This window comes from Amycolatopsis pithecellobii (genome assembly GCF_009707865.1).
Lineage (GTDB): Bacteria > Actinomycetota > Actinomycetes > Mycobacteriales > Pseudonocardiaceae > Amycolatopsis_E > Amycolatopsis_E pithecellobii.
On sequence record NZ_WMBA01000047.1, the window covers coordinates 39,357 to 64,071 of the forward strand.

The window sequence follows — 24,715 nt, forward strand, 5'->3', positions numbered from 1 at the left end:
ACCTCCTACACGAAGCCCATCACGATGGCGGCGACGGCGAAACCGGATACCGACAGCAGTGTTTCCAGCACAGTCCACGATTTCAGGGTTTCGGCCACCGTCAACCCGAAGTACCGGGACACGATCCAGAACCCGCCGTCGTTGACGTGCGAGGCGATGATCGACCCGGCCGAGATGGCGACCACGAGCAGCGCCAGCTGCACCTGCGAATAGCCGAGTTCGGAGACCGTGGGGGCGATGATGCCGCTCGTGGTCACGATGGCGACGGTCGCCGAGCCCTGCGCGACCCGCAGCCCGCAACTGATCACGTATGCCGCGAGGATCACCGGAAGACCGGCGTTGTGCAACGAGTCCGCGACGGCCTTGCCGATCCCGGTCGCGGCGAGCACGGCGCCGAAGAACGCGCCCGCGCCGACGACGAGCAGGATCATGGCGACCGGCCGAAGCGCCGACCCGGCCAGCTCGGACAGCTCCTTGCCGGTGAGCCCGCGGCGGTAGCCGAGCAACCACGAGGCGAGCAGCACGGTGATCGTCAGCGCCACCACGGGGGTACCGACGAACGTCGCGACGCCGGCGAGCCGGGATCCGGCGGGCAGCCAGATACTCCCGAAGGTGCCCGCGAGAATCAGCACCAGTGGCACCGCGATGATCCGGGCGACCAGTCCGAGTGACGGCGGGTCGGTGTCCTCCTCTTCGTCGTCGGCGACGATCATGTCCTGCGGCACCGGGATGTTCATCCGCTTGCCGATCCAGCTCGGGAACAGCACACCGCTGACGAACCACGCAGGGATGCCGCACACCGCACCCATCAGGATGATCCAGCCGAGGTCCACATGCAACAGTCCCGCCGCGGCGACCGGGCCGGGGTGTGGCGGGATGAACGCATGCGTCATGGACAGGCCCGCGAGCAGGGGCAGGCAGTACAACAGGATCGAACGTCCGCCCTGCCGTGCGGCCACGTACACCAGCGGCGCCAGTACGAAGATGCCGATGTCGAAGAACACCGGGATACCGAAGATCAGCCCCGCCAGGCCCATCGCCAATGGCGCGCGCTTCTCTCCGAACGCCCGCAGCAGCCCGCCGGTCAGCACCCGGGCGCCACCGGAACGCTCCAAAATGGACCCGAGCAGGGTACCGAGCCCGATGATCGCCGTGATGTGCCCGAGTATGCTGCCGAACCCCTTTTCCAGCAACGAATCCGAGGTTTTCTGTGCAGTACCGACGATCGTGCCGACCGGAAGACCGGCGGCGAGCGCGGTCAGCAAACCGACCACGATCAGCGCGATGAACGGCTCGACTTTCCAGCTGATGATCAGCAGGAGAAGGACGGCGATGGACGCGGCGGCGAGGACGAGCAACCCGCCCGTTGTGTGCTGCAACCAGTGGATCAAGCGGACCTCCGTCGGAGAGAGTGCCCGGCGAGCGTGCCGGTGGGGGACCCGTCGTCGAGCGCGGCGATGCCGTTCACGAAGACGTAGGGGATGCCCTCGGCCTGCTGCCTCGGGTCGTCGAAGGTGGCGGTGTCCCGGACGGTGTCCGGGTCGAACAGCACGAGATCGGCGGCGTAGCCCTCTTTGATGAGACCGCGATCGGCCAGCCGCAGCCGCCGCGCGGGCCGTCCGGTCAGATGTGCGATGCACTCGGCCAGTTCGAGCACACCCAGTTCGCGCACATAGCGCGCCAGGTAACGGGGAAAGGTGCCCCACGCGCGTGGATGCGGACGGTCGCCGACCAGCAGCCCGTCGCTGCCGCCGGTGTGCGTGCGATGCCGCATGATGGTCTGGACGTTATCTTCGTGCCCGACGTGCATCAGACACGAAGTGCCGAGCCGTTCGGAGACCAGCACGTCGAAATACAGCTGTGCGGCGGGAATCCCGGCGCGGCGGGCGGATTCGGCGACGCTGTGACCGACGAGATGCACGTTCTCCGCCTTGCGCACGCCGTTGATCTCGATGCTGTCCCAGTCGATCGGCACCCCGTGCGCGCCGTCCGAACCGATCTCCTCGATATCCGCCCGGATCCGCTCGCGGGTGTCCACATCAGACAGTCGCGCCAGTGTCGCCGCCAGGCCGCCGTCGGCCGCCCAGCTCGGGAGCAGGGCGGACAGGACGGTGGAACCCGGCAGATAGGGGTAGGTGTCGAGCGAGATATCGGCTCCGTCGTCGAGCGCCTCGTCGATCAGGCGCAGCAACTCGGGCGCCTTTCCTTTGTTCACCGAGAAGTTCATCGTCGCGTGCGCCAGGTGCAGCGGGCAGTTCGCGCGCCGGCAGACGTCGATCATTTCCGTGTACGCCGCCAGCGCGTCCTTGCCGTAGCTGCGGTGGTGGGGGCTGTAGTAGCCGCCGAGGGAACCGACGACCTCGCACAGCGCGACGAGTTCTTCGGTGCTCGCGTACATCCCGGGCGTGTAGGTCAGACCCGAGGACATACCCATTGCGCCTTCGCGCAGGCCGGTCGCGACCAGTTCGCACATCCGGTCCACTTCGGACTCCGTGGCGGGCCGGTCGCCGGAACCGACGGCGAGCATCCGCACGGTTCCTTGCGGCACAAGGTAAGCGGCGTTGACCGCGATACCTTCGTCGAGCCGGTCAAGGTACTCGCCGACCGATCTCCAGGTCCAGGCGAAGTTGTCCGGGTCGTCGTTCCAGCCGGCGATGTGTTCGCGTATCGCCGCGAGTGTCGTGTCGTCGACCGGGGCGTAGGACAGCCCGTCCTGGCCGAGTACCTCGGTGGTGACCCCCTGGGAAAGCTTCGCCAGATGGTCCGGCCGGGCGAGTAGCTGCAGGTCGGAGTGTGCGTGCATGTCGATGAATCCGGGTGCCAGCACGAGATCGCCGGCGTCCAGGACCCGGGTGCCGGTGAGCGCACCGCCGATCGCGGCGATGCGTCCGTCACGGATTCCGACATCGGTACGGACCAATGGCGCGCCCGTGCCGTCGGCGACGCGCGCGCCCCGGATGACAATGTCCATTGTGGACCCCTAGAAGTAGGTGTGGACGAAGTCGACGACCGTGTCCCCGTCGACGACGGGAATGAGCTGCCATTTGTCGAACACCGTGCATGGATGGGACAGGCCGAGCCCCACCCAGTCACCGACCTCCAGCGGCGAACCGGACGGCAGCTCGAGGAACGAGTGCTGGTCGTTCATCGCCGTCACGGTGTGCCCGTCGAGCCGCCTGGTGATGCCGTCACGGCGGAACAGGTGCGGTTCCGGCAATCCCTCGTCGAACGACGCGTCGCGCTTGCCGATCGTGAGCAGTGCGAGATCTGACGCCGGCTTCGAGGTCACCTGTGCCCAGGCGCGCAACGCCGGGCGCAACCGGTGGCGCAGCGGGGAAATCCCGCGGTAGAAGCCGTCGTCGTGGGTGACGTACGCGCCGCTGCGCAACACGGTCAGCACGTCGAACCCGTCCGGCCATCCGGTCAGTTCCGCGGCCACCTGGTCGAAGTAAGCGCTTCCACCGGCGGTGACGATGATCTGACCGGTGAAGAATCCGTGTTCTGCCAACGTGATCGTGAGTGCCCGCAGCCGCCGCAGGTAATCGCCGACGGCCTGCTCCGAATGCGCGGACCGGTCGTGTCCGAACGCACCTTCGTAGCCGCTGACGCCCACGAGCCGCAATGCCGGGCTCGCCCGCACGGCTTCCGCGATGGCGAGCGCGGTCGCCTCGTCACGAGCCCCGGTGCGCCCGCCGTCCCCGCCGAGTTCCACCAGGATGTCGACCTGCTTTGCCGCCCCGCGAAGGGTTTCCGTCATCAGCTCCACCGAGCGGACGGAGTCGGCCCAGCAGCTGAACTCGAACCCCGGATCGCGTTCGAGCTCGGCCGTGAGCCACCGCAGCGCCGCGGGATCGACGAGCTGGTTCGCCAGCATGACCCGGGAAATGCCGAAGGCGCGGAAAATCCGCAGCTGGCTCGCGTTCGCCGCGGTGAAGCCCCACGCGCCGTGCTCGATCTGGCGGGCGAACAGCTGTGGCGCCATGGTCGTCTTGCCGTGCGGGGCGAGCCGGACGCCGTGTTCGGCGCACCAGGCCGCCATTGTGACGAGATTGTGCTCCAGCGACTCCGCGTCGATCGTCACCACCGGGGCCAGAAATCCGCCGTCGAACAGACTGAGCCGTTGTTTTGCCGCATCCGCCAGCGAAACGCCCCACAGTGAGGAGGGAATCGCTTTGCACCGCCAGTCGAGCACCTCGCGGCGAAGCGCCGCGAGCGCTGCGGGGTCCACCGAGCAGTCCGAGGAGGTCATCGGCACTCCGTTGCGTTATGTGCAATGGCGATTGCACATGTTGAGTTCCGTAGATGTAGCATCACAGCTCGTGCGGGTCAATGGGAGTGGTGGCGGTTGAGTCAGAGTCTTGATCGTGGGTTGAGCGTGCTGGACGCGCTCGCGGAAGGTGCGGACACGCTGGACGCGCTCGCCGACCGGCTCGGCGTGCACAAGTCCACCGTGCTCCGGCTGCTGCGCACGCTCGAAGCGCATCACTTCGTGCGGCGCGAGGGTGTGCGCTACTACCGGCTCGGCAGTGCACTGTTCGACCTCGCCAGCCGGGCGCTCGAAAGTTCCGACGTCCGGCGCAGCGCCGCGCCCGCGCTGGCGGAGCTCAACGCGCGCACCGGGCACACCGTGCACCTGGCCACCTATGAAGACGGCGAGGTCGTCTACGTCGACAAGTACGAGGGCCGGCACAGCGTGCGGATGTACTCGCGGATCGGCAAGCGCGCGCCGGTGCACTGCACCGCGGTCGGAAAGGTGCTGGTTTCCGCGCTCGGTCCCGATCGTCGCGCGGAGGTTGCCCATGCGATCGACTATCCGGCGCTGACCGGGAACACGATCACCGATCCCGTGGCGTACCTGGCCGAGCTGGAACGGGTGGCGGAGCAGGGATACGCCGTCGACAACGCCGAGCACGAGGACTTCATCCACTGCCTCGCCGCGCCCGTGCGCGGCCCGGGCGGAACGGTGCTCGCCGCGGTGTCGCTTTCGGTGCCGAAGGTATTGCTGGACTACGAAGGACTGCTGGCGCTGCTGCCGGACCTGACGGCGGCGGCACGCAACGCGTCCGTCCACAGTGGATGGACGGGACAGTGAGAGAAGGAGAATCGATGGCGAAGGTCGCGATCAGCACCGAGAATGCGCCGAAACCCGCGGCGGCGTACTCCCCGGGCGCGCGCAAGGGCAACATCCTGCAGGTCGCCGGACAGGTCGCGGTCGATCCGAAGACGGGCGAGGTCGTCGGCGGCAGCGTCGGCGAGCAGGCACGGCAGGCGTTCGCGAACGTCGAGGCGGTTCTCGAAGCGGCCGGCTCGAGCTTCGCCGACGTGGTGATGGTGCGGGTCTACCTCACCGACACCGCCCACTTCGCGGAGTTCAACGAGGTCTACAACCAGCTGGTGAAGGAGCCCTACGCGGCCCGCACCACGGTCTACGTCGGCCTGCCCGCAGGGCTCCTCGTCGAGATCGACGCACTCGCCGTCCTGGACTGAGTCCTGGTCAGAGCACGGGGCCGGTGTACTTCTCGCCCGGCCCCTGGCCCGGTGCGTCGGGCACGGCGGAGGATTCCCGGAACGCCTTCTGCAGCGACTGCAGGCCGTCACGCAGGGGAGCGGCGTGCACGCCGAGGTACTCGACGGACGAGGTGACCAGCCCGGCCAGCGCGGTGATCAGCCGCCGCGCCTCGTCCAGGTCGCGGTGGGGGCTCGTGTCCGGGTCGTCATCGGCCAGCCCGAGCCGCTCCGCGGCGGCGGACATCAGCATCACCGCGGCCCTGCTGATGACCTCCACGCTGGGGATGTCCTCCAGTTCGCGCACGTCCGGGGAATTCTCGGGCTGGGAGGAAGCGTTGTAAGACACGTCTGCTACCCTTCCACGTGCGACCAGCCCTCGAGTGATCGGGGGCCGCAAGTGGAGCCCCGCTCCCACCCGTGTTGCCAGACTCAGGCGGCCGGGTCCGGTCTCGCCACCCGCGAGGTGGTGAAGCGTCTTCGGACGCGATCGGAACAGGGCCCCGCATACCAGCGTGAGAGAGGCTGGTGACGGGGCCCGTGGTATGTGGGCACCAGGTCGAGCAGGCTAGACATTTTCCTCGGACCAAGGAGGCCACATCAGCTCCGAGACACGCATCAACGACCGCATCCGCGTTCCCGAGGTCCGGCTCGTCGGACCCAACGGTGAGCAGGTCGGTATCGTCCGGATCGAGGATGCGCTCCGACTCGCGCAGGAGGCGGATCTAGACCTCGTCGAGGTCGCTCCGCAGGCGCGCCCGCCGGTCTGCAAGCTCATGGACTTCGGCAAGTTCAAGTACGAGAGTGCGCAGAAGGCCCGCGAGTCCCGCCGCAACCAGCAGCTGACCGTCATCAAGGAACAGAAGCTGCGTCCGAAGATCGACCAGCACGACTACGAGACGAAGAAGGGGCACGTGTCCCGCTTCCTCTCCGCAGGGAACAAAGTGAAGGTCACCATCATGTTCCGCGGGCGTGAGCAGTCCCGGCCGGAGCTTGGTTTCCGGCTGCTGCAGAAGCTCGCCGACGAGGTGGCCGAGCTCGGCTACGTGGAGTCGTCGCCGAAACAGGACGGCCGGAACATGATCATGGTTCTCGCGCCGCACAAGAACGCGAAGGCGAAGGCCAAGGCGGTCAGGGAACCGGTCGAACCCTGACGGGCCAGCCGTCTGACGCAGTCCGCAGCACACCGGCCGCCCGGTGTGCTGCACTTTGAAGGAGAGCAACGAATGCCCAAGATGAAGACGCACAGCGGGACCTCCAAGCGGGTCCGCGTGACCGGCACCGGCAAGCTGCGCCGGCAGAAGGCCGGTCGCCGTCACCTGATGGAGAAGAAGGCCAGCAAGGTCACCCGCCGCCTGGAGGGCACGACCGAAATCGCCAAGAACGACGTGGGCCGGGTCAAGCGGCTTCTCGGTCGCTGAGCTTTACCGGACTTGCCTTAACCCCGGGGCGCTCGCGCCCCCCGAGATCGACAGGATGGACCCGTGGCACGCGTCAAGCGGGCGGTGAACGCCCAGAAGAAGCGTCGCGCAACTCTCGAACTGGCCAGCGGCTACCGCGGTCAGCGTTCGCGGCTGTACCGCAAGGCCAAGGAGCAGACGCTCCACTCGCTCAACTACGCCTACCGGGACCGCCGTGCCCGCAAGGGTGACTTCCGCCAGCTGTGGATCACCCGCATCAACGCAGCAGCCAGGCAGAACGGCGTGACCTACAACCGGTTCATCCAGGGCCTCAAGGCCGCTGGTGTCGAGGTCGACCGCAAGGTGCTCGCCGACCTCGCCGTCACCGACGCCGCCGCGTTCGCCGCGCTCGCCGAGCTCGCGAAGCAGAACGTGACGACGGGGCCCGACACGACCGAGAAGAAGTCGGCCTGAGCGAGAACACCACCCGGCCCGGGGCGGAACCGTTCACACAGCGGTCCCCCCGGGTCGTTGCTGCGCGGCGCCTGACACGGCGCGCGGAACGGGAGAAGGCGGGGCGCTTCCTCGCGGAGGGCGCGAACGCCGTCGGCGCTGCGCTGGCTGGCGAGCGGGGTCTCGTGCACGAGTTGTTCGTGACAGCCGACGCGGCGGAGGCGAATCCCGAGCTGGTCTCGGCTGCCCGTGCGGCAGGCGCCCGGGTCTCACCGGTCACCGACCGCGCCGCGGCGGCTTTGTCGGAAACCGTGACCCCGCAAGGCATTGTCGCGGTCTGCGAGCTGCTCGGCCGGTCACTCGACGCAGTACTTCCGCCCGCCGCCCGGCTGGTCGCCGTGCTCGTGGACGTGGCTGATCCCGGTAACGCGGGCACCGTCATCCGCGTCGCCGACGCGGCCGGGGCCGACGCGGTGATCCTCGCGGGGGACAGCGTCGATCCGCACAACGGCAAGTGCGTGCGCGCCTCGGCGGGCAGCCTGTTCCACGTCCCGCTGGCCAGGACACGAGACGCGCACGCCGCACTCGAGGTCTGCCGCGCGGCCGGGTTACGGCTGTTCGGCGCCGATGGTTACGCGAAAACCGGGCTGGATTCGCTGGCGCTGGACGTGCCCGCGGCGTGGGTCTTCGGCAACGAGGCGCACGGTCTGCCGGGTCGGATCCTCGAATCGGTCGACGAAGGTGTCCGCATCCCCATCTACGGCCAGGCCGAAAGCCTCAACCTGGCCACCGCGGCCGCGGTCTGCCTGTACGGCAGCGCGATGGCACTCAGCCCCGCGGAGCGCAGGTCGAGCGGAGGGTGACCCGTCGTGACCGAACGCGGGTCGCCTAGAATCTCCCGGTAATCGCTTACGTGTGCTCGTGCCGAGCCGCGGACCGTCAAGCGGACGCTGAGGAGTTATGTCCGGACCCAACGACAAGCAGGACGCAGCGCCGGCCGACGCGCTGAAGCCGGAAACCCTGCAGGCCGCGATCGACAGCGCCCAGGCCGAGTTCGCCAAGGCGGCCGACCTCGACGCGCTGGCGGCCGTCAAGCCGGCCCACCTCGGTGATCACTCGCCGCTGTTGGTGGCCCGCCGTGCCATCGGCGCGCTGCCCAAGGCGGAGAAGGCCGAGGTCGGCAAGCGGGTCAACGAGGCCCGGCAGGCCATCCAGGGCGCCTTTGACTCCCGCCGCGCGCAGCTCCAGGCTGAACGCGACGAGCATGTGCTGCGCGAGGAAGCGGTCGACGTGACCCTGCCGTGGGACCGGGTTCCCCGCGGCGCCCGCCACCCGATCACCACCATCAGCGAGCGTGTCGCCGACGTTTTCGTCGGGATGGGCTGGGAGGTCGCGGAAGGTCCCGAGCTCGAAGCCGAGTGGTTCAATTTCGACGCGCTGAACTTCGGCAAGGACCACCCCGCCCGCCAGTTGCAGGACACTTTTTACGTCGGCGAACCGGACTCCGGTCTCGTGCTGCGCACGCACACCTCCCCCGTGCAGGCTCGTGCGCTGCTGCACCGCGACCTGCCGGTCTACGTCGTGTGCCCCGGCCGCACCTACCGCACCGATGAGCTGGACGCCACGCACACCCCCGTCTTCTCGCAGGTCGAGGGCCTCGCGGTGGACAAGGGCATCACCATGGCCCACCTCAAGGGCACCCTTGACGCGTTCGCGCGCGCCATGTTCGGGGAACAGTCGAAGACCAGGCTGCGCCCGCACTTCTTCCCGTTCACCGAGCCCTCGGCCGAGGTCGACGTGTGGTTCGAAGAGAAGAAGGGCGGCCCCGGCTGGGTGGAGTGGGGCGGCTGCGGCATGGTCAACCCCAACGTGCTGCGCGCCTGCGGCGTCGACCCGCAGGTGTACTCGGGTTTCGCGTTCGGCATGGGGCTGGAACGCACCCTGCAGTTCCGCAACGGCATCCCCGACATGCGTGACATGGTCGAGGGCGATGTCCGTTTCACTCTTCCCTTCGGAACGGAGGCCTGAATGATCGACGACGGCGGAGCCCTGATCATTCGGGCCGACCGGGTGTCCCGCAAGGTACAGGAGGCGTAGTGCGAGTTCCCGTGAGCTGGCTTCTCGAGCATCTCGACGCCGGCGAAGTCGGGCCGCAGGAGCTGGCCGACGCCTTCGTCCGGATCGGGATCGAGGTCGACGGCGTCCATCCGCTCGACGCGGTGACCGGCCCGGTCGTGATCGGCCGCGTCGCCGAGATCGAGGAGCTGACCGACTTCAAGAAGCCCATCCGCTACTGCCGCGTCGAGACCGGCGAAGAAGCGCCTGAGGACGAGGACTCCGACGAGGACGACCAGGGGCCGCACGGCATCCACACTCGCGGGATTGTGTGCGGCGCGACCAATTTCGTCGAAGGTGACCTCGTGGTCGTGGCGTTGCCGGGCAGTGTGCTGCCGGGTGGGTTCGCCATCGCGCAGCGCAAGACTTATGGCCGGGTCAGCGACGGCATGATCTGCTCGGCGCGCGAGCTGGGGCTCGGCGAGGACCATACCGGCATCCTGGTGCTGCCCTCGTCGACGGCTTCGCCCGGCGACGACGCGCGTGAGGTGCTCGGCCTCGGCGACACGGTGCTCGACCTCGTGCCCACTCCGGACCGCGGCTACGCGCTCTCGGTCCGGGGCCTGGCGCGTGAGCTCGCGTGCGCGCTCGACGTGCCCTTCGGAGACCCGGCGTCGCTGGACCTGCCCGAGCCGGAAGGAGAGGCCTGGCCGGTCCGAATCGAGGACGAGGACGGTTGCGGCCGGTTCGTGCTCCGGCGGATCACCGGGCTCGATGCCACCGCACCGACCCCATGGTGGATGCACCGGCGGCTGCTGCTGGCCGGTATCCGGTCGATCTCGCTGGCCGTGGACGTCACCAACTACGTGATGCTCCAGCTCGGCCATCCGCTGCACGCCTTCGACACCTCCTCGGTGAAGGGCGACCTGGTGGTCCGCCGCGCGACGGCGGGCGAGAAGCTGACGACTCTCGACGACGTCGAACGCGCCCTGGACCCGGACGACATCGTGATCGCCGACGACAGCGGGGTCATCTCGCTGGCGGGCACGATGGGCGGCGCGAGCACCGAGATCAGCCCGGAGAGTACCGACGTCCTGCTCGAAGCCGCGCACTGGGACCCGGCGTCGATCAGCCGCACCGCCCGCAGGCACAAGCTGTTCTCCGAGGCGGCCAAGCGGTTCGAGCGGTTCACCGACCCAGGACTGTGCGCCGCGGCGGTCGAAGTCGCCGCCCGCCTGCTGCGTCGCTACGGCGACGGCAGCATCCAGCCGGGCCGCACCGACGTCGGCCATGTCGCGCCGATGGCTCCCGTGACGATGCCGATCGACCTGCCAGACCGGGTGGCCGGAATCCGCTACGAGCGTGGCGTGACCGTCCGCCGACTGAGCCAGATCGGCTGCAAAGTTCAGATCGGCACGTCCGACCAGGGCGTCGCCCAGGTCACCGCCGTGCCCCCGAGCTGGCGCGGTGACCTGCTGCAGCCGGCCGATCTGGTGGAAGAGGTACTGCGGCTCGAGGGCTACGACAGCATCCCCTCGACCCTCCCGCTCGCACCGGCCGGCGCGGGGCTCACCGAGACGCAGCGCCGTCGCCGTACCGTCTCGCGCGCATTGGCCGAAGCCGGTTATGTCGAAGTGCTGCCCTTCCCGTTCATGTCGGCCGGCACGTGGGACGCGTTCGGCCTGGCCGAGGACGACGTGCGCCGGCACACCGTGAAGGTGCGCAACCCCCTGGAGGCCGACAAGGACCAGATGGCCAGCTCGCTGCTGCCCGGTCTGCTGGAAACCTTGCAGCGCAACGTTTCCCGCGGCTTCCGTGACCTGGCTCTGTTCCACATCGGGCAGGTTGTGCTGCCCAGGGCGACCCCGCTGCCGGTTCCCGACCTGGCGGTCGATCATCGGCCCGGCGACGAGGATCTGGCCCGGCTCGAGGCCGCGGTCCCACCGCAGCCACAGCACGTGGCGGTGGTGCTGGCCGGGCAGCGAGCGCGATCCGGCTGGTGGGGCGAGGGCGAACAGGCGAGCTGGGCCGATGCCGTGGAGGCCGCGCGCATCGTGGGCGCGGCCGCCGGGATCACGCTGCGGGTGCGCGCCGCTGATCTCGCGCCCTGGCACCCCGGCCGCTGCGCCGAGTTGCTTGTCGGAGACTGGCCCGTGGGCCACGCGGGCGAGCTGCATCCCAAGGTCGTGGAAGCGCTCGGCTTGCCCAAGCGGACCGTGGCGATGGAGCTCGATCTGGACGCGATCCCGCTGCCTGACGACCGTCCCGCGCCGGCTGTCTCGCCGTACCCGCCGGTGCTGCTGGACATCGCGCTCGTGGTGGATGCCAAGGTGCCCGCCGCGGACCTGGCCCAAGCCGTGGTGACCGGCGGTGGGGAGCTGCTGGAGGACGTCACGCTGTTCGACGCCTACAGCGGCGATCAGGTCGGCGACGGCAAGCGGTCCCTGGCCTACAAGCTGCGGTTCCGTGCCCCGGACCGGACACTGACCGTCGAAGAGGCGACCAAGGCTCGTGACGCGGCGGTCGCGGAAGCGGCCTCCCGGTTCGGCGCGGCGCTGCGCGGCTGACGTGGCGAGCATGGTGGGGAGCCGGAGCCTGGCGCCCCACCTGCTCAGCGCGGCACGTGCTTGAGTGCTTCGCGCACGGACAGTGGCGACAGCCCGGGATGCGCGTCGACGAACCGCTTGACCCAGTCCGGATCCCGCCGCGCATGCTGCCGCAACGCCCAGCCGATTCCTTTGCGGAGGAAGAAGTTGCTTTCTCCGATGCTCGCTTCGATCACGAAGGTGAGCAGATCCAGATCGACCTCCTCCTTCGCGCCGAGCTGGCAGATGATCGCCGTCCGCCGTCGCCAGTGGTCCTCGTCGACGGCCCACCGGCGCAATACCGGACCCATGATCGCGGGCTCGGTACGCAGGATCGGCCCGACCCGGCGCGCCGCGAGCTCGTCGACATAGTCCCACCACGCACCCGTCACGATCATCTCTTCGTAGAGCGGCAGCAGACTGCTGTCCTGCCAGCGCGCATAGGCGCGGTGACCGGTCAGGTCGATGGCGACATACCGTTCCTCGCGGAATTGCGCTTCGCGCCACAGTCTTTCGGCTGCCGCCACGAAGGAACCCTTGTCCGGTAAGGGAAACTCGGCGAACAGCCGCCGGGTCACCGCCTGCCGCCCCGGTTTCGGCACGCCGCGGAACGGCATCGTGGACTTCATGTACCGGCGCATCGCGGGCGCTTTCGCCGGATCTCCTGCCGCCGCGAGCGCCTTCCGGGCCGCGCTCACCAGATCGTCCACTTCGTCCACCTCCGCAGATTAGCCACGCCCGCTCGCCGAGACGGCGAAGTCCTTCGTGCCTGCTCAGAAGCGTTTTCATCCGGCCCCCAGATGGCTGGTAGTGATGATGCGAGGACCGTACGTCAGGGGTCCGACAATTTCGGAGCGCGATCGAGCGGGAGCGGTCGGTGACGAAAATTGTCGGAGGGTGCCGCTAGCCTCTCCGGCATGACGATTGTCGAAGAGCACCGGAGCAAGGTTCGGGCCGGCGAGAACACCTATTCCATCGAGGTCACCGCGCTGCCGGGTGGTGACCAGCCAGACCGGCTGATCGTGAGTGTCGGCGGTGCGGGGCCGCGTGGTGACGTCCTCGCGGAGGGCCATCTCGAGGTCAGCTCGGATGTCGCCGTCGCGCTGGGTTCCGTGCTGTCGGAGACGTTGCGCCATCACGTCGCGATCAGCTTGGCGGGTGGCCGCAGAACACGAGCGCGTCCCGCGAGCCAGGGACGGCCGTGGACGCCCGAGCTCGACGCGGAACTGGAGGAGTCCTGGATAAGAGGGGAGACGGTGGAGGACATCGCGGTTCGCTTCGGGCGCAGCCCCGGGGGTATCCGCGCACGGCTGCCGCGGGTGGGCTGCGATCCCGAACGGCCGGGGGAGTACCTGCCTGAACCGCCCAGCCAGCGTTCGACGATGGCCGAAGATCCGTAACGAGCCGGCGCCCGCTTCCGCCGTCCCGTGATTGATTGAATTTGCGTCGCCATGCATAATCATGCGTATGACGGTGAAGGTCGCGGTGGCCGGGGCAAGCGGGTACGCGGGCGGCGAAGCCCTGCGTCTGCTGCTGGTGCACCCGGAAGTGGAGATCGGCGAACTGACGGCTGCCAGCAGCGCGGGCACGCCACTCGGGCAGCATCAGCGACACCTGGCTCCGCTGGCGGACCGGATGCTGCGCGAGACCACGCCCGAGATTCTCGGCGGGCACGACGTCGTGTTCCTCGCGTTGCCGCATGGTCATTCGGGGGCGGTCGCCGCTGAACTCGGGCCCGACGTGCTCGTCGTCGACCTCGGCGCGGACCACCGGCTCGCCAACGCGGCCGACTGGCAGCGCTGGTACGGCGGTGAGCACGCGGGCACGTGGCCGTACGGGCTGCCGGAGCTGCCGGGCGCCCGCGAGAAGCTGGCCGGGACCAAGCGAATCGCCGTCCCGGGCTGCTTCCCGACGGGTGGCTCGCTCGCGCTCGCGCCGGCGCTGGCCGCCGGGCTGGTGCGGCCGGAGGTGTCGGTCGTGTCGGTCACCGGCACGTCCGGCGCGGGCAGGAGCCTGAAACCGCACCTGCTGGGTTCCGAGGTGATGGGTTCGGCGAGCGCGTACGGGGTGGGTGGCGTGCACCGGCACACCCCGGAGCTCGCGCAGAACCTGAGCGCGGTGGCGGGGGAGCGGGTCACGGTGTCGTTCACGCCGGTACTCGCGCCGATGCCGCGTGGCATTCTCACCACCGCGAGCGCGCCGCTCGCGTCCGAAGTGGACAGTGCCGCCGCCCGCGCGGTCTACGAGAAGGCCTACGCCGCCGAGCCCTTCGTGCAGCTGCTGCCCGAAGGCGCGTGGCCGGCCACGTCGGCGACGCTGGGCTCGAACAACGTGCAGCTCCAGGTGACTGTGGACGCCGACGCGCGCCGGCTGATCGTGGTCACCTCGATCGACAACTTGACCAAGGGCACCGCGGGAGGAGCGATCCAGTCCATGAACATCGCACTCGGCCTGCCCGAATCCACCGGACTTTCCACTGTAGGAGTCGCCCCGTGACCGTCACCGGACCGAAAGGATTCCGGGCCGCCGGCGTGGCTGCCGGGATCAAGGATTCCGGAGCCCTCGACCTCGCCCTGATCGTCAACGACGGGCCGGAACAGGCCGCCGCCGGCGTGTTCACCCGCAACACGATCAAGGCCGCGCCCGTGCTGTGGTCGCAGGAAGTGCTGCGGCACCGGCGACTGCGCGCGATCGTGCTCAACTCGGGCGGGGCCAACGCGGCCACCGGTCCGGCTGGTTTCCAGGACACGCATGCCACCGCCGAACAGGTCGCCAAGGTGCTCGACACCGGTGCCATCGAGGTCGCCGTCTGCTCGACCGGTCTCATCGGGGAACGGCTGCCGATGACTGCGGTACTGTCCGGAGTGGACACTGCGGCCGGTGCGCTCGCCGCCACGCCGGAGGCCGGTCTCGCGGCGGCGACCGCGATCATGACGACCGACACGAAACCCAAGCAGAGCTTCAAAACCCACGTCGCGGGCTGGGGTATCGGTGGCATCGCGAAGGGCGCGGGAATGCTCGCGCCCAACCTTGCGACCATGCTCTCGGTGCTCACCACCGACGCGATGCTCGAGCCGGACGCGCTCGACGCGGCCCTGCGCGCCGCCACGCGCGTGACGTTCGATCGGCTCGACGTCGACGGCGGTACTTCGACGAACGACACGGTACTGCTGCTGTCCTCGGGTGCCAGCGGCCTCGTGCCGAGCGTCGACGATTTCACCGAGCTGCTCACCGCCGTCTCCCTCGACCTGGTCCACCAGCTGCGTGCCGACTCCGAGGGAGCCACCAAGGACGTCGACATCGTCGTCCGCGGCGCCGCCAGCGAGCAGGACGCGATCAACATCGGCCGTACCGTCGCCGAGGACAACCTCGTCAAGACCGCGCTGTTCGGCTCCGACCCGAACTGGGGCCGGATCGCCATGGCGGTCGGTCGTGCGCAGGCCGAGGTCGACCCGGACACGCTGTCGATCACGATCAACGGGGTGACCCTGTTCGACAACGGCACCACCGCGGCCGACCGTTCGCAGGCCGACCTGTCCGGGCGTGCCATCGAGATCCTGCTCGACCTCCGGGTCGGCACCAGCACCGCCACGATCTACACCACGGATCTTTCCCACGGCTACGTCGAAGAGAACAGCGCCTACTCCTCATGACCCCATCCGAAGCCCTGGTCCCCGCCGACGACCGGCTCGCCTCCGCGGCGGAGAAAGCCGGCGTCCTGATCGAGGCCCTGCCCTGGCTGCAGCGGTTTCACGGTGCCACCGTCGTGATCAAGTACGGCGGCAACGCCATGGTCGACGACGAGCTCAAGCACGCCTTCGCCCAGGACATGGTCTTTCTGCGGATCGCCGGTCTGCGCCCGGTCGTGGTGCACGGCGGTGGCCCGCAGATCACCAGCATGCTCGGCCGCCTCGGCATCGAAGGCCAGTTCAAGGGCGGGCTGCGGGTCACCACCCCCGAGACGATGGACGTCGTGCGAATGGTGCTGGTCGGTCAGGTCAGCCGCGAACTGGTCGGCCTGATCAACGCGCACGGTCCGTATGCCGTCGGGATCTCCGGCGAGGACGCGCAGCTGTTCACCGCCGAGCGTAAGCACGCGACGGTCAACGGTGAGGCGGTCGACGTCGGCCTGGTCGGCGAGGTCGCCTCGGTCAACCCGGACGCGGTACTCGACATCGTCAACGCCGGTCGCATCCCGGTCGTCTCGACGGTGGCCCCGGACGTGGACGGCGTCGTGCACAACGTCAACGCGGACACGGCCGCGGGTGCGCTCGCGGCCGCGCTCGGCGCCGAGAAGCTCGTCGTGCTGACCGATGTCGAGGGGCTGTACGCGAACTGGCCGGACCGTTCGTCCCTGATCGACCGCATCCAGGTCGGCCGGCTCGAACAGCTCCTGCCGACCCTGGCCAGCGGCATGATCCCGAAGATGGAAGCCTGCGCGAAGGCCGTCCGCGGCGGGGTCCGGCGCGCGCACGTGATCGACGGCCGGATCGCGCATTCCGTACTGCTCGAAGTCTTCACGTCCCGTGGCATCGGCACCATGGTCATCCCCGAACAGGAGCCGTCATGAACCAGATAGTGTCCAATGTAGACGGACAGGCGCACTGGCAGTCCGCGCTGATGGACAACTACGGCACCCCGCAACTGACGCTGGTCCGTGGGGAAGGCGCGCAGGTCTGGGACGCCGACGGCAACGAGTACGTCGATCTTGTCGGCGGGATCGCGGTCAACGCGCTCGGGCACGCGCATCCCGAAATCGTCCGCGCCGTCACCGAACAGATCACGAAGCTCGGGCACACCTCGAACCTGTACGTCAACCCGGTCACCGTGGAGCTGGCCGAGAGGCTGCTGGACGTCGCGGGTCTGACCGGCAACGCGAAGGTCCTGTTCGTCAACTCCGGCGCAGAGGCCAACGAGGCGGCCATCAAGATCAGCAGGCTCACCGGCCGCACCAAGATCGTCGCGTGTGAGGGAGCCTTCCATGGCCGCACCATGGGTTCGCTGGCGCTCACCGGCCAGCCGCCCAAGCGGGCGCCGTTCGAGCCGTTGATGCCGGGTGTCACGCACATCCCGTTCGGCGACATCGACGCGCTCCGGGCCGCGGTCGACACCGAGACCGCCGCGGTCGTGCTCGAGCCGATCCTCGGGGAGGGCGGCGTGATCCCCGCGCCGGATGGCTACCTGCAGGCCGCACGGGAGATCACCAAGGACACCGGCGCGCTGCTGATCCTCGATGAGGTGCAGACCGGCATCGCCCGCACCGGAACCTGGTTCGCCTTCCAGCGGGCGGGCATCACCCCGGATGTCTTCACGCTCGCCAAGGGGCTCGGTGGTGGCCTGCCGCTGGGCGCCACGATCGCCGTCGGCGCGGCGGCGGACCTGTTCAAACCCGGGCAGCACGGCACGACCTTCGGCGGCAACCCGGTGTGCTGCGCGGCCGGGCTCGCGGTGCTGAGAACGATCGCGCGCGACAACCTGACCGACCATGTTTCCGCGCTGGGCAAGGACATCGCGGCCGGCGTGGAACAGCTCGGACATCCGCTCGTCGGTGGTGTCCGTGGCGCCGGCCTCCTGCTCGGTATCGGGTTGCGCAAGCCGGTGGCGGCCGCGGTCGCGAAAGCTGCGCAGGACGCCGGGTACCTGATCAATCCCGTCGCCGCGGACGCGATCCGTCTCGCGCCGCCGCTCATCCTGAGCGAGGAACAGGCCCACGGTTTCCTCGCCGCGTTACCCGACGTACTCGACTCGGCCACTCCGAAGGACTGACATGCCACGCCACTTCCTCCGCGACGACGACCTCACCGCCGAAGAACAGCTCGCCGTCCTCGATCTCGCGGACCAGTTGAAAAAGGATCCGCTCGCCAACCGTGCACTGGCCGGCCCCAAGTCGGTGGCGGTCCTGTTCGAGAAGAACTCGACCCGCACCCGGCTGTCGTTCGAGGTCGGTATCGCACAGCTGGGCGGTCACCCGATCATCGTCGACGGCCGTTCGATGCAGCTGGGCCGCGAGGAAACCATCGAGGACACCGCGCGCATGTTGTCGCGCTTCGTCGACGCGGTGGTCTGGCGGACCTTTGCTCAGCAACGGATCAACGCAATGGCCGCCGTCGCGACAGTGCCGGTGATCAACGCGCTGACCGACGAGTTCCACCCGTGCCAGGTGCTGGCGGATCTGCAGACCATCCGGGAGCGCAAGGGAAAGCTCGCCGGGCTGACCCTGACCTACCTCGGTGACGGCGCCAACAACATGGCCCACTCGCTCATGCTCGGTGGTGCGACGGCGGGGTTGCACGTCCGCGTCGTGACGCCGGAAGGTTTCCAGCCGATGCCGGAGGTCACGGCGGCGGCGGAGCGGCGCGCGGCGGAAACCGGTGGCAGCGTCACGGTGTTCACCGACCCGAAGACGGCGGTCGAGGGCGCGGATGTGCTCGTCACCGACACCTGGACCTCGATGGGGCAGGAGAACGACGGCCTTGACCGGGTGACGCCGTTCCGGAAGCTGCAGATCAACACCGAGCTGCTCACCCAGGCGGCACCGGACGCGATCGTCCTGCACTGCCTTCCGGCACACCGCGGCTGGGAGATCACCGACGAGGTCATCGACGGCCCGGCGAGTGCGGTCTGGGATGAAGCCGAGAACCGGCTGCACGCACAGAAGGCGTTGTTGGTGTGGTTGCTGAGCGAACGACCATAAGCAGAGCGGCCCGGCAGGCGAGGATCACCGAACTGGTGTCCACAATGGCCATCCGCAGCCAGACGGAGCTGGCGAAACTGCTGGCGGCCGAGGGCATCGACGTCACGCAGGCTACCTTGTCGCGAGACCTGGACGAGCTCGGTGCGGTCAAGTTGCGGGGTGCGGACTCGGGGGCGCCGGTGTATGTGATCCCGGAGGACGGCAGCCCGGTGCGCGGGGTGCAGGGTGGCACCTCGCGGCTGTCGCGGTTGCTGGCCGAGCTGATGGTCTCCGTGGACTGCTCGGGCAATCTCACGGTGCTGCGCACGCCGCCCGGTGCGGCGCAGTTCCTCGCCAGCGCCATCGACCGGGCGGCGCTGGAAGAAGTCGTCGGCTCCATCGCGGGAGACGACACGGTAGCGGTGATCGCCAGGGAACCGCTGTCGGGACGGGACCTGGCCGACCGATTCACCGCACTGGCGCGGCGATCGTCTACTTTGGACTGAGTACGTGAAGGAGAATGGGAATGACTGAGCGGGTGGTACTCGCCTATTCGGGCGGGCTGGACACTTCGGTGGGGATCGGCTGGATCGCCGAGGAGACCGGGGCCGAGGTGATCGCGGTGGCGGTGGACCTCGGGCAGGGCGGTGAGGACCTGGAAACGATCCGTCAGCGTGCGCTCGACTGCGGTGCGGTCGACGCGGTCGTGGCCGACGCGCGGGACGAGTTCGCCGAGGGCTACTGCCTGCCCGCGCTGCAGGCGAACTCCCTTTACATGGACCGCTACCCGCTGGTGTCGGCGCTGTCCCGGCCGGTGATCGTCAAGCACCTCGCCGAGGCCGCGAAGTACCACAACGCCACCACGGTCGCGCACGGCTGCACCGGCAAGGGCAACGACCAGGTGCGGTTCGAGGTCGGGCTCGGCGCGCTTGTGCCGGACCTCAAGGTGATCGCCCCGGTCCGTGACTTCGCGTGGACCCGGGAGAAGGCGATCGCCTACGCCGAGGAGCGCAACCTGCCGATCGACGTCACCAAGAAGTCCCCGTTCTCGATCGACCAGAACGTGTGGGGCCGCGCGGTGGAGACCGGGTTCCTCGAGGACCTGTGGAACGCCCCGACGAAGGACGTCTACTCCTACACCGAGGACCCGGCGCTCAACTTCGGCGCGCCGGATGAGCTCGTGCTGACCTTCGAGAAGGGCGTGCCGATCGCGATCGACGGCAAGCCGGTCACGATGCTCGAGGCCATTCAGGAGCTCAACAAGCGCGCGGGCGCACACGGCATCGGCCGGCTGGACATGGTCGAGGACAGGCTGGTCGGCATCAAGAGCCGGGAAATCTACGAGGCGCCGGGCGCCATCGCGCTGATCACCGCGCACCAGGAGCTGGAGAACGTCACTGTCGAGCGGGACCTGGCCCGGTTCAAGCGCCAGGTCGAACAGCGCTGGGGCGAGCTGGTCTACGACGGCCTGTGGTTCTCGCCGTTGAAGGACGCGCTGGACCAGTTCATCGCGAAGAGCCAGGAGCACGTGACCGGCGAGATCCGGCTGCGCCTGCACGGCGGTTCCGCGGTGGTCACCGGGCGCCGCAGCGAGCAGTCGCTGTACGACTTCAACCTGGCCACCTACGACGAAGGCGACACGTTCGACCAGTCGCTGTCCAAGGGCTTCGTGCAGTTGTGGGGCCTGCCGAGCAAGATCGCCGCGAAGCGCGACCAGAAGAGCTGAGGTTCATGGCCGACAAACCTGTTCAGCTGTGGGGTGGCAGGTTCGCCAGCGGACCGGCCGAGGCGATGGCCAAGCTGTCCGCCTCGACCCATTTCGACTGGCGCCTTGCCCCCTACGACATCGCGGGGTCCCGGGCGCACGCCCGGGTGCTGCGGGGCGCGGGCCTGCTCACCGACGACGAGCTGACCGGCATGCTCGCGGCGCTGGACCAGCTCGCCGCCGATGTCGAAAGCGGCGCATTCACGCCGGCGATCGAGGACGAGGACGTGCACACCGCCCTCGAACGTGGCCTGCTGGAGCGGGCGGGCGTCGAGCTCGGCGGCAAGATCCGGGCGGGCCGCTCGCGCAACGACCAGGTGGCGACGCTGTTCCGGATGTGGTTGCGTGACGCCGCCCGCCGGGTCGCCACCGGCACGCTCGACGTGGTCGATTCCCTGGTGTCACAAGCGAAACAGCATCCGGACGCGGTCCTCCCCGGGCGGACACACCTGCAGCACGCGCAGCCGGTCCTGCTGGCGCATCACCTGCTGGCCCACGCACACGCGCTGCTGCGGGACGTGAGCCGCCTGCGGGACTGGGACCACCGGACAGCCGAGTCGCCGTACGGTTCGGGCGCGCTGGCCGGCTCCTCGCTGGGCCTGGACCCGGAGGCCGTCGCGACGGAACTCGGTTTCGACACCAGCGTCGAGAACTCCATCGACGGCACGGCTTCGCGCGATTTCGCCGCGGAGTTCGCGTTCGCGCTGGCGATGCTGGGGGTGAACCTGTCGCGGATCGCCGAAGAGGTGATCATCTGGAACACCGCCGAGTTCGGCTACGTGACGCTCGACGACGCCTGGGCGACTGGCAGCTCGATCATGCCGCAGAAGAAGAACCCCGATGTCGCGGAGCTGACGCGCGGCAAGTCGGGCAGGCTGATCGGCAACCTCACGGGCCTGCTCGCCACCCTCAAGGCGATGCCGCTGGCGTACAACCGGGATCTACAGGAGGACAAGGAACCGGTCTTCGATTCCGTCGAGCAGCTGGAGCTGCTGTTCCCGGCGATCGCCGGGATGCTCGGCACCCTCACGTTCCACACCGAACGGCTCGCCGAGCTGGCTCCCGCCGGGTTCACCCTCGCCACGGACATCGCGGAATGGCTTGTGCGGCAAGGAGTTCCGTTCCGCGTCGCCCACGAGGCGGCGGGCGAGTGCGTCCGCGTGGCCGAGTCTCGCGGCGCAGGACTGGAGGACCTGACCGATGACGAGCTGGAGAAGATCCATCCCGCGTTGACCCCTCAGGTGCGTGACGTCCTGACGGTCGCCGGTTCGGTCGCGTCGCGCGATGCCCGTGGTGGCACGGCACCGGCCCGCGTGGCCGAACAGCTCGACAGGCTCGAGCGCCGCGTGGCCGGTTTCCGCGAATGGATCGGCTGAGTGCTCGATCATCTCGTCTACGCGACACCGGACCTCGACGGCACGGTGGCGCAACTGCGGGGGCGTGGACTGCCGCTCAGCCCCGGCGGCCAGCACGCCGGACGCGGTACGAGGAACTTCCTTGCGGGGCTGGGCGGGGCCAGGTATCTCGAAGTGATCGGTCCTGATCCCGAACAGCCCGAGCCGGCTGAGCCGCGGCCGTTCGGTATCGACTTGCTGACGTCAGCCAGGCTGGTCACCTGGGCCGCCCGGGTGACCAGCCTGCCGAATGCGCTCGTGAGGGCCGGGGCGGCAGGTTACGAACTGCTGGGCCCGGTGCCGATGTCCCGGCGCCGCCCGGACGGTGTCGTCCTCGAATGGGAGCTCGCGTTCCCGCCGGACGGCGACGGGGTGGTCCCGTTCCTCATCGACTGGCACGGGTCCCCGCATCCCGCGGAGAGCCTGGATCACGGCGTCCGCCTGGAATCCCTACGCGCCGTCCATCCCGATCCTGGCCTGATCGCCCGGCGCCTTGCCGCGGTCGGCCAGGAACTCGACGTCGAGCGCGGCGACCAGCCGGGGCTGGAAGCGGTCGTCAGCGGCGATGTGGTGCTGCGATGAGGCTGTTCAAACGGGAGGAGCTCGCCGTCGATCCGCTGGATCTGGCGCGGCTCCTGCTGGGCGCGGTGATCGAGACGACCGAGCCGGAAGGCACCGTCGCGGCTCGTCTGGTCGAGGTCGAGGCGTATCGGGGCCAGGACGATCCGGCTTCGCACTCCTATCGCGGGCAGACCGCGCGCAACGCGGTGATGTGGGGCCCCGCCGGTCATCTGTACGTCTATTTCGTCTATGGCATGCACTTCTGCGCCAATGTCGTGGGAGGTGAAGACGGGGGGCCGGGCGCGGTCCTGCTCCGCGCCGCCGAAGTGACCGAGGGCCTGGACCTGGCCCGCGCACGCCGCAAAGCCGCCCGCCGCGATCACGAACTCGCCCAGGGACCCGCGCGGCTGACTTCCGCGTTGCGCATCGGACCCGAGCACAACGGTGCCGATCTCCTCGACCCGGCCTCACCGGTGCGCTTGTTCACGGGTGATGACATCTCCGCGCAGGACATTCGCACCGGCCCGCGGGTCGGGGTCGCGGCCGCGATGGATACGCCGTGGCGGTTCTGGATCGACTCGCCCGCGGTGTCGGCCTACCGGCGCGGCGGGCGGGTCAGGCCCGGCAAATAGTATCGGTGCGTGAGCGAACACATTCTCGACGAACTGTCCTGGCGGGGGCTCATCGCCCAGTCCACCGACTCCGACGCCCTCCGGAAGGACCTCGACGCCGGTCCGCTCACGCTTTACGGCGGCTTCGACCCGACCGCGGACAGCCTGCACGCTGGCAACCTGGTGCAGCTGCTGACCTTGGCCCGTTTCCAGCGCGCTGGGCACCGGCCCATCGTCCTCGCGGGCGGCGCGACTGGCCAGATCGGCGACCCACGTGACGTGGGGGAGCGGACGCTGGTCAGCGTCGACGTCATCCAGGAACGCCTGCTGCGCATCGGGGCGCAGCTGGAGAAGTTCGTGACGTTCGACAATTCGCCCACCGGCGCGATCATCGAAAACAACCTGAACTGGTTCGCCGAAGTCAGCGCGCTGGATTTCCTGCGCGATGTCGGCAAGCATTTCTCGATCAATGTCATGCTGGCGCGGGAGACGGTCAAGCGGCGCCTCGCCGCGGACGGGATGTCCTACACCGAGTTCAGCTACCTGCTCCTGCAGTCCTACGACTACTTCCAGCTGCACCGCCGCTACGGCACGAAACTGCAGATCGGCGGCTCGGACCAGTGGGGCAACATCGTCGGCGGGGTGGACTACATCCGCAAGGTGGACGGCGCCGCCGTGCACGCGCTGACCACGCCGCTCGTCACGGATTCCGAAGGCCGGAAGTTCGGAAAGTCCACGGGCGGCGGGAACCTGTGGCTAGACCCGTCGATGACCTCGCCGTACGCGTGGTTCCAGTACTTCGTGAACGTCGGGGACGCGGAGGCCATCCCGTACTTGAAGATGTTCACCTTCCTCGGCCGCGAGGAGATCGCCGAACTCGAGCAGCTGACCGCCGACAAGCCGCAACTGCGGGCGGCGCAACGGAAACTCGCCGAGGAGCTGACCACGCTCGTGCACGGCGAGGAGCAGACCCGGCAGGTGACGCTGGCGAGCCAGGCCCTGTTCGGCCGGGGTGAGCTCGGTGAACTCGACGAGCGGACACTCGACGCGGTCATGGCCGAAGTCCCCACCGGGGAGATCCGGCTTGCCGATCAGCCCACGATCGTCGACCTGTTGCTCGCGCCGGGTTTGGTGGAGAGCAAGGGCGCTGCCCGTCGCGCGGTGAAGGAAGGCGGGGCGTACGTGAACAACGTGAAGATCGCCGACGAGGAATGGCGCCCGTCCACAGCCGACGCGCTGCATGGCACGTGGCTCGTCGTGCGCCGTGGCAAGCGAACCACTGGCGGCGTCCGATTGACGCCCTGACCTGCGGGTTCGCGATTAAGTGACCCCCCTGTTTCGCGGGTGTCAGATGGGTGTAATCTTCTCTTCGTCGCCAGGGAGACCGGGCGGCGGAGGGGCCACGAACCAAGCTCCCACCTCAGGTGGTAGAGTGGGTGGCCTTGACCTCCGGGTAGGAAATCCATCTCTGGGAATTTTGAGAGTGGTTGGTTTCTGCTTGGGGTTGCCAGAAGCAGTGGTGTGTTGTTTGAGAACTCAACAGTGTGCTAGTGAACTAAGCCAGTAGAGCTTTTGTTTTGAACCCCTTTTTGTGGGTTCCTTTGAGATTGATTTTCGAGTCGATCGAACTTGTCATTGTTGGAGAGTTTGATCCTGGCTCAGGACGAACGCTGGCGGCGTGCTTAACACATGCAAGTCGAACGCTGATCCGGT

Annotated in this window: 25 protein-coding genes and 1 rRNA gene; 21 read left to right on the forward strand and 5 right to left on the reverse strand. The window is 68.6% G+C overall.

The window, feature by feature from the left end; translation table 11 throughout:
* Nucleotides 1-5 precede the first annotated feature (5 nt).
* From GKO32_RS25900 to GKO32_RS25910, 3 genes are read right to left on the reverse strand one after another with little or no spacing between them, the layout of a single operon-like run.
* Nucleotides 6-1,391, reverse strand: coding sequence for a GntP family permease (locus GKO32_RS25900; protein WP_154759510.1), 1,386 nt, complete (start codon nt 1,389-1,391; stop codon nt 6-8).
* On the reverse strand, nt 1,388-2,971 hold the full coding sequence (locus GKO32_RS25905; RefSeq protein ID WP_154759511.1) for an N-acyl-D-amino-acid deacylase family protein: 1,584 nt from the start codon (nt 2,969-2,971) through the stop codon (nt 1,388-1,390). The genes GKO32_RS25900 and GKO32_RS25905 overlap by 4 nt, the downstream gene beginning before the upstream one ends.
* Before the next feature lie 9 nt (nt 2,972-2,980).
* Nucleotides 2,981-4,249 carry an amino acid deaminase gene (locus tag GKO32_RS25910; RefSeq protein WP_154759512.1) on the reverse strand — a complete coding sequence of 423 codons (1,269 nt, stop codon included), beginning with the start codon at nt 4,247-4,249 and terminating at the stop codon, nt 2,981-2,983.
* 96 nt (nt 4,250-4,345) lie between these two features.
* Between GKO32_RS25910 and GKO32_RS25915 the strand changes: the two genes are divergently transcribed.
* Both GKO32_RS25915 and GKO32_RS25920 read left to right on the forward strand, forming a co-directional pair.
* Nucleotides 4,346-5,092 (forward strand): IclR family transcriptional regulator, encoded by a 747-nt coding sequence (locus GKO32_RS25915; protein ID WP_154759513.1) that lies wholly within the window; start codon nt 4,346-4,348, stop codon nt 5,090-5,092.
* Nucleotides 5,093-5,106: 14 nt separating this feature from the next.
* A complete protein-coding gene (locus GKO32_RS25920) occupies nt 5,107-5,487 on the forward strand; it encodes a RidA family protein (RefSeq protein ID WP_154759514.1) in 381 nt (126 codons plus the stop codon).
* A 7-nt stretch (nt 5,488-5,494) separates the two neighbouring features.
* Here the strand turns inward: GKO32_RS25920 and GKO32_RS25925 are convergent, their stop codons facing one another.
* Nucleotides 5,495-5,854 carry a DUF1844 domain-containing protein gene (locus tag GKO32_RS25925; protein ID WP_312868545.1) on the reverse strand — a complete coding sequence of 120 codons (360 nt, stop codon included), beginning with the start codon at nt 5,852-5,854 and terminating at the stop codon, nt 5,495-5,497.
* Between the two features lie 250 nt (nt 5,855-6,104).
* On the opposite strand from GKO32_RS25925, the gene infC reads away from it, so the two are divergent.
* The 6 genes from infC (at nt 6,105) to pheT (ending at nt 11,980) form a co-directional block, all read left to right on the forward strand.
* The gene (gene infC / locus GKO32_RS25930; RefSeq protein ID WP_312868553.1) at nt 6,105-6,659 is read left to right on the forward strand and encodes a translation initiation factor IF-3; all 555 of its coding nucleotides are present in this window, start codon (nt 6,105-6,107) and stop codon (nt 6,657-6,659) included.
* 72 nt (nt 6,660-6,731) lie between these two features.
* Entirely contained in the window at nt 6,732-6,926 is a 195-nt protein-coding gene (gene rpmI / locus GKO32_RS25935; RefSeq protein ID WP_154759515.1) for a 50S ribosomal protein L35, read from the forward strand.
* Nucleotides 6,927-6,989: 63 nt separating this feature from the next.
* Nucleotides 6,990-7,379, forward strand: coding sequence for a 50S ribosomal protein L20 (gene rplT / locus GKO32_RS25940; protein ID WP_312868546.1), 390 nt, complete (start codon nt 6,990-6,992; stop codon nt 7,377-7,379).
* Nucleotides 7,376-8,221: a TrmH family RNA methyltransferase gene (locus GKO32_RS25945; RefSeq protein WP_154759536.1), complete on the forward strand. Its 846-nt coding sequence runs from the start codon at nt 7,376-7,378 to the stop codon at nt 8,219-8,221. Before rplT ends, GKO32_RS25945 begins: the two co-directional genes overlap by 4 nt.
* Nucleotides 8,222-8,318: 97 nt before the next feature.
* Nucleotides 8,319-9,386, forward strand: coding sequence for a phenylalanine--tRNA ligase subunit alpha (pheS, locus tag GKO32_RS25950; RefSeq protein ID WP_154759516.1), 1,068 nt, complete (start codon nt 8,319-8,321; stop codon nt 9,384-9,386).
* Nucleotides 9,387-9,454: 68 nt separating this feature from the next.
* Entirely contained in the window at nt 9,455-11,980 is a 2,526-nt protein-coding gene (gene pheT, locus GKO32_RS25955; RefSeq protein ID WP_312868548.1) for a phenylalanine--tRNA ligase subunit beta, read from the forward strand.
* Nucleotides 11,981-12,024: 44 nt separating this feature from the next.
* Here pheT and GKO32_RS25960 read toward each other — a convergent pair whose 3' ends face one another.
* Complete coding sequence (locus tag GKO32_RS25960) at nt 12,025-12,717, reverse strand: DNA alkylation repair protein (RefSeq protein WP_312868549.1); 693 nt, start codon at nt 12,715-12,717, stop codon at nt 12,025-12,027.
* A 198-nt stretch (nt 12,718-12,915) separates the two neighbouring features.
* Between GKO32_RS25960 and GKO32_RS25965 the strand changes: the two genes are divergently transcribed.
* From GKO32_RS25965 to GKO32_RS26025, 13 genes are all read left to right on the forward strand, one after another.
* Nucleotides 12,916-13,398, forward strand: coding sequence for a helix-turn-helix domain containing protein (locus GKO32_RS25965; protein WP_154759518.1), 483 nt, complete (start codon nt 12,916-12,918; stop codon nt 13,396-13,398).
* A 67-nt stretch (nt 13,399-13,465) separates the two neighbouring features.
* A complete protein-coding gene (argC, locus tag GKO32_RS25970) occupies nt 13,466-14,494 on the forward strand; it encodes an N-acetyl-gamma-glutamyl-phosphate reductase (RefSeq protein ID WP_154759519.1) in 1,029 nt (342 codons plus the stop codon).
* Nucleotides 14,491-15,651: a bifunctional glutamate N-acetyltransferase/amino-acid acetyltransferase ArgJ gene (gene argJ, locus GKO32_RS25975; RefSeq protein ID WP_312868550.1), complete on the forward strand. Its 1,161-nt coding sequence runs from the start codon at nt 14,491-14,493 to the stop codon at nt 15,649-15,651. Before argC ends, argJ begins: the two co-directional genes overlap by 4 nt.
* Complete coding sequence (gene argB, locus GKO32_RS25980) at nt 15,648-16,568, forward strand: acetylglutamate kinase (protein WP_154759520.1); 921 nt, start codon at nt 15,648-15,650, stop codon at nt 16,566-16,568. Before argJ ends, argB begins: the two co-directional genes overlap by 4 nt.
* The gene (locus tag GKO32_RS25985; RefSeq protein WP_154759521.1) at nt 16,565-17,764 is read left to right on the forward strand and encodes an acetylornithine transaminase; all 1,200 of its coding nucleotides are present in this window, start codon (nt 16,565-16,567) and stop codon (nt 17,762-17,764) included. Before argB ends, GKO32_RS25985 begins: the two co-directional genes overlap by 4 nt.
* Before the next feature lies 1 nt (nt 17,765).
* Nucleotides 17,766-18,692: an ornithine carbamoyltransferase gene (gene argF, locus GKO32_RS25990; RefSeq protein ID WP_154759522.1), complete on the forward strand. Its 927-nt coding sequence runs from the start codon at nt 17,766-17,768 to the stop codon at nt 18,690-18,692.
* Between the two features lie 44 nt (nt 18,693-18,736).
* Entirely contained in the window at nt 18,737-19,177 is a 441-nt protein-coding gene (locus GKO32_RS25995; RefSeq protein ID WP_246244693.1) for an arginine repressor, read from the forward strand.
* 20 nt (nt 19,178-19,197) lie between these two features.
* Entirely contained in the window at nt 19,198-20,397 is a 1,200-nt protein-coding gene (locus GKO32_RS26000; RefSeq protein WP_154759523.1) for an argininosuccinate synthase, read from the forward strand.
* A 5-nt stretch (nt 20,398-20,402) separates the two neighbouring features.
* Nucleotides 20,403-21,812 carry an argininosuccinate lyase gene (argH, locus tag GKO32_RS26005; RefSeq protein WP_154759524.1) on the forward strand — a complete coding sequence of 470 codons (1,410 nt, stop codon included), beginning with the start codon at nt 20,403-20,405 and terminating at the stop codon, nt 21,810-21,812.
* Nucleotides 21,813-22,412 carry a VOC family protein gene (locus tag GKO32_RS26010; RefSeq protein ID WP_312868551.1) on the forward strand — a complete coding sequence of 200 codons (600 nt, stop codon included), beginning with the start codon at nt 21,813-21,815 and terminating at the stop codon, nt 22,410-22,412.
* Nucleotides 22,409-23,023 carry a DNA-3-methyladenine glycosylase gene (locus tag GKO32_RS26015; protein ID WP_154759525.1) on the forward strand — a complete coding sequence of 205 codons (615 nt, stop codon included), beginning with the start codon at nt 22,409-22,411 and terminating at the stop codon, nt 23,021-23,023. The genes GKO32_RS26010 and GKO32_RS26015 overlap by 4 nt, the downstream gene beginning before the upstream one ends.
* A 9-nt stretch (nt 23,024-23,032) precedes the next feature.
* Nucleotides 23,033-24,307, forward strand: coding sequence for a tyrosine--tRNA ligase (tyrS, locus tag GKO32_RS26020; protein ID WP_312868552.1), 1,275 nt, complete (start codon nt 23,033-23,035; stop codon nt 24,305-24,307).
* Nucleotides 24,308-24,637: 330 nt separating this feature from the next.
* A 16S ribosomal RNA gene (locus GKO32_RS26025) occupies nt 24,638-24,715 on the forward strand; the annotation flags it as partial.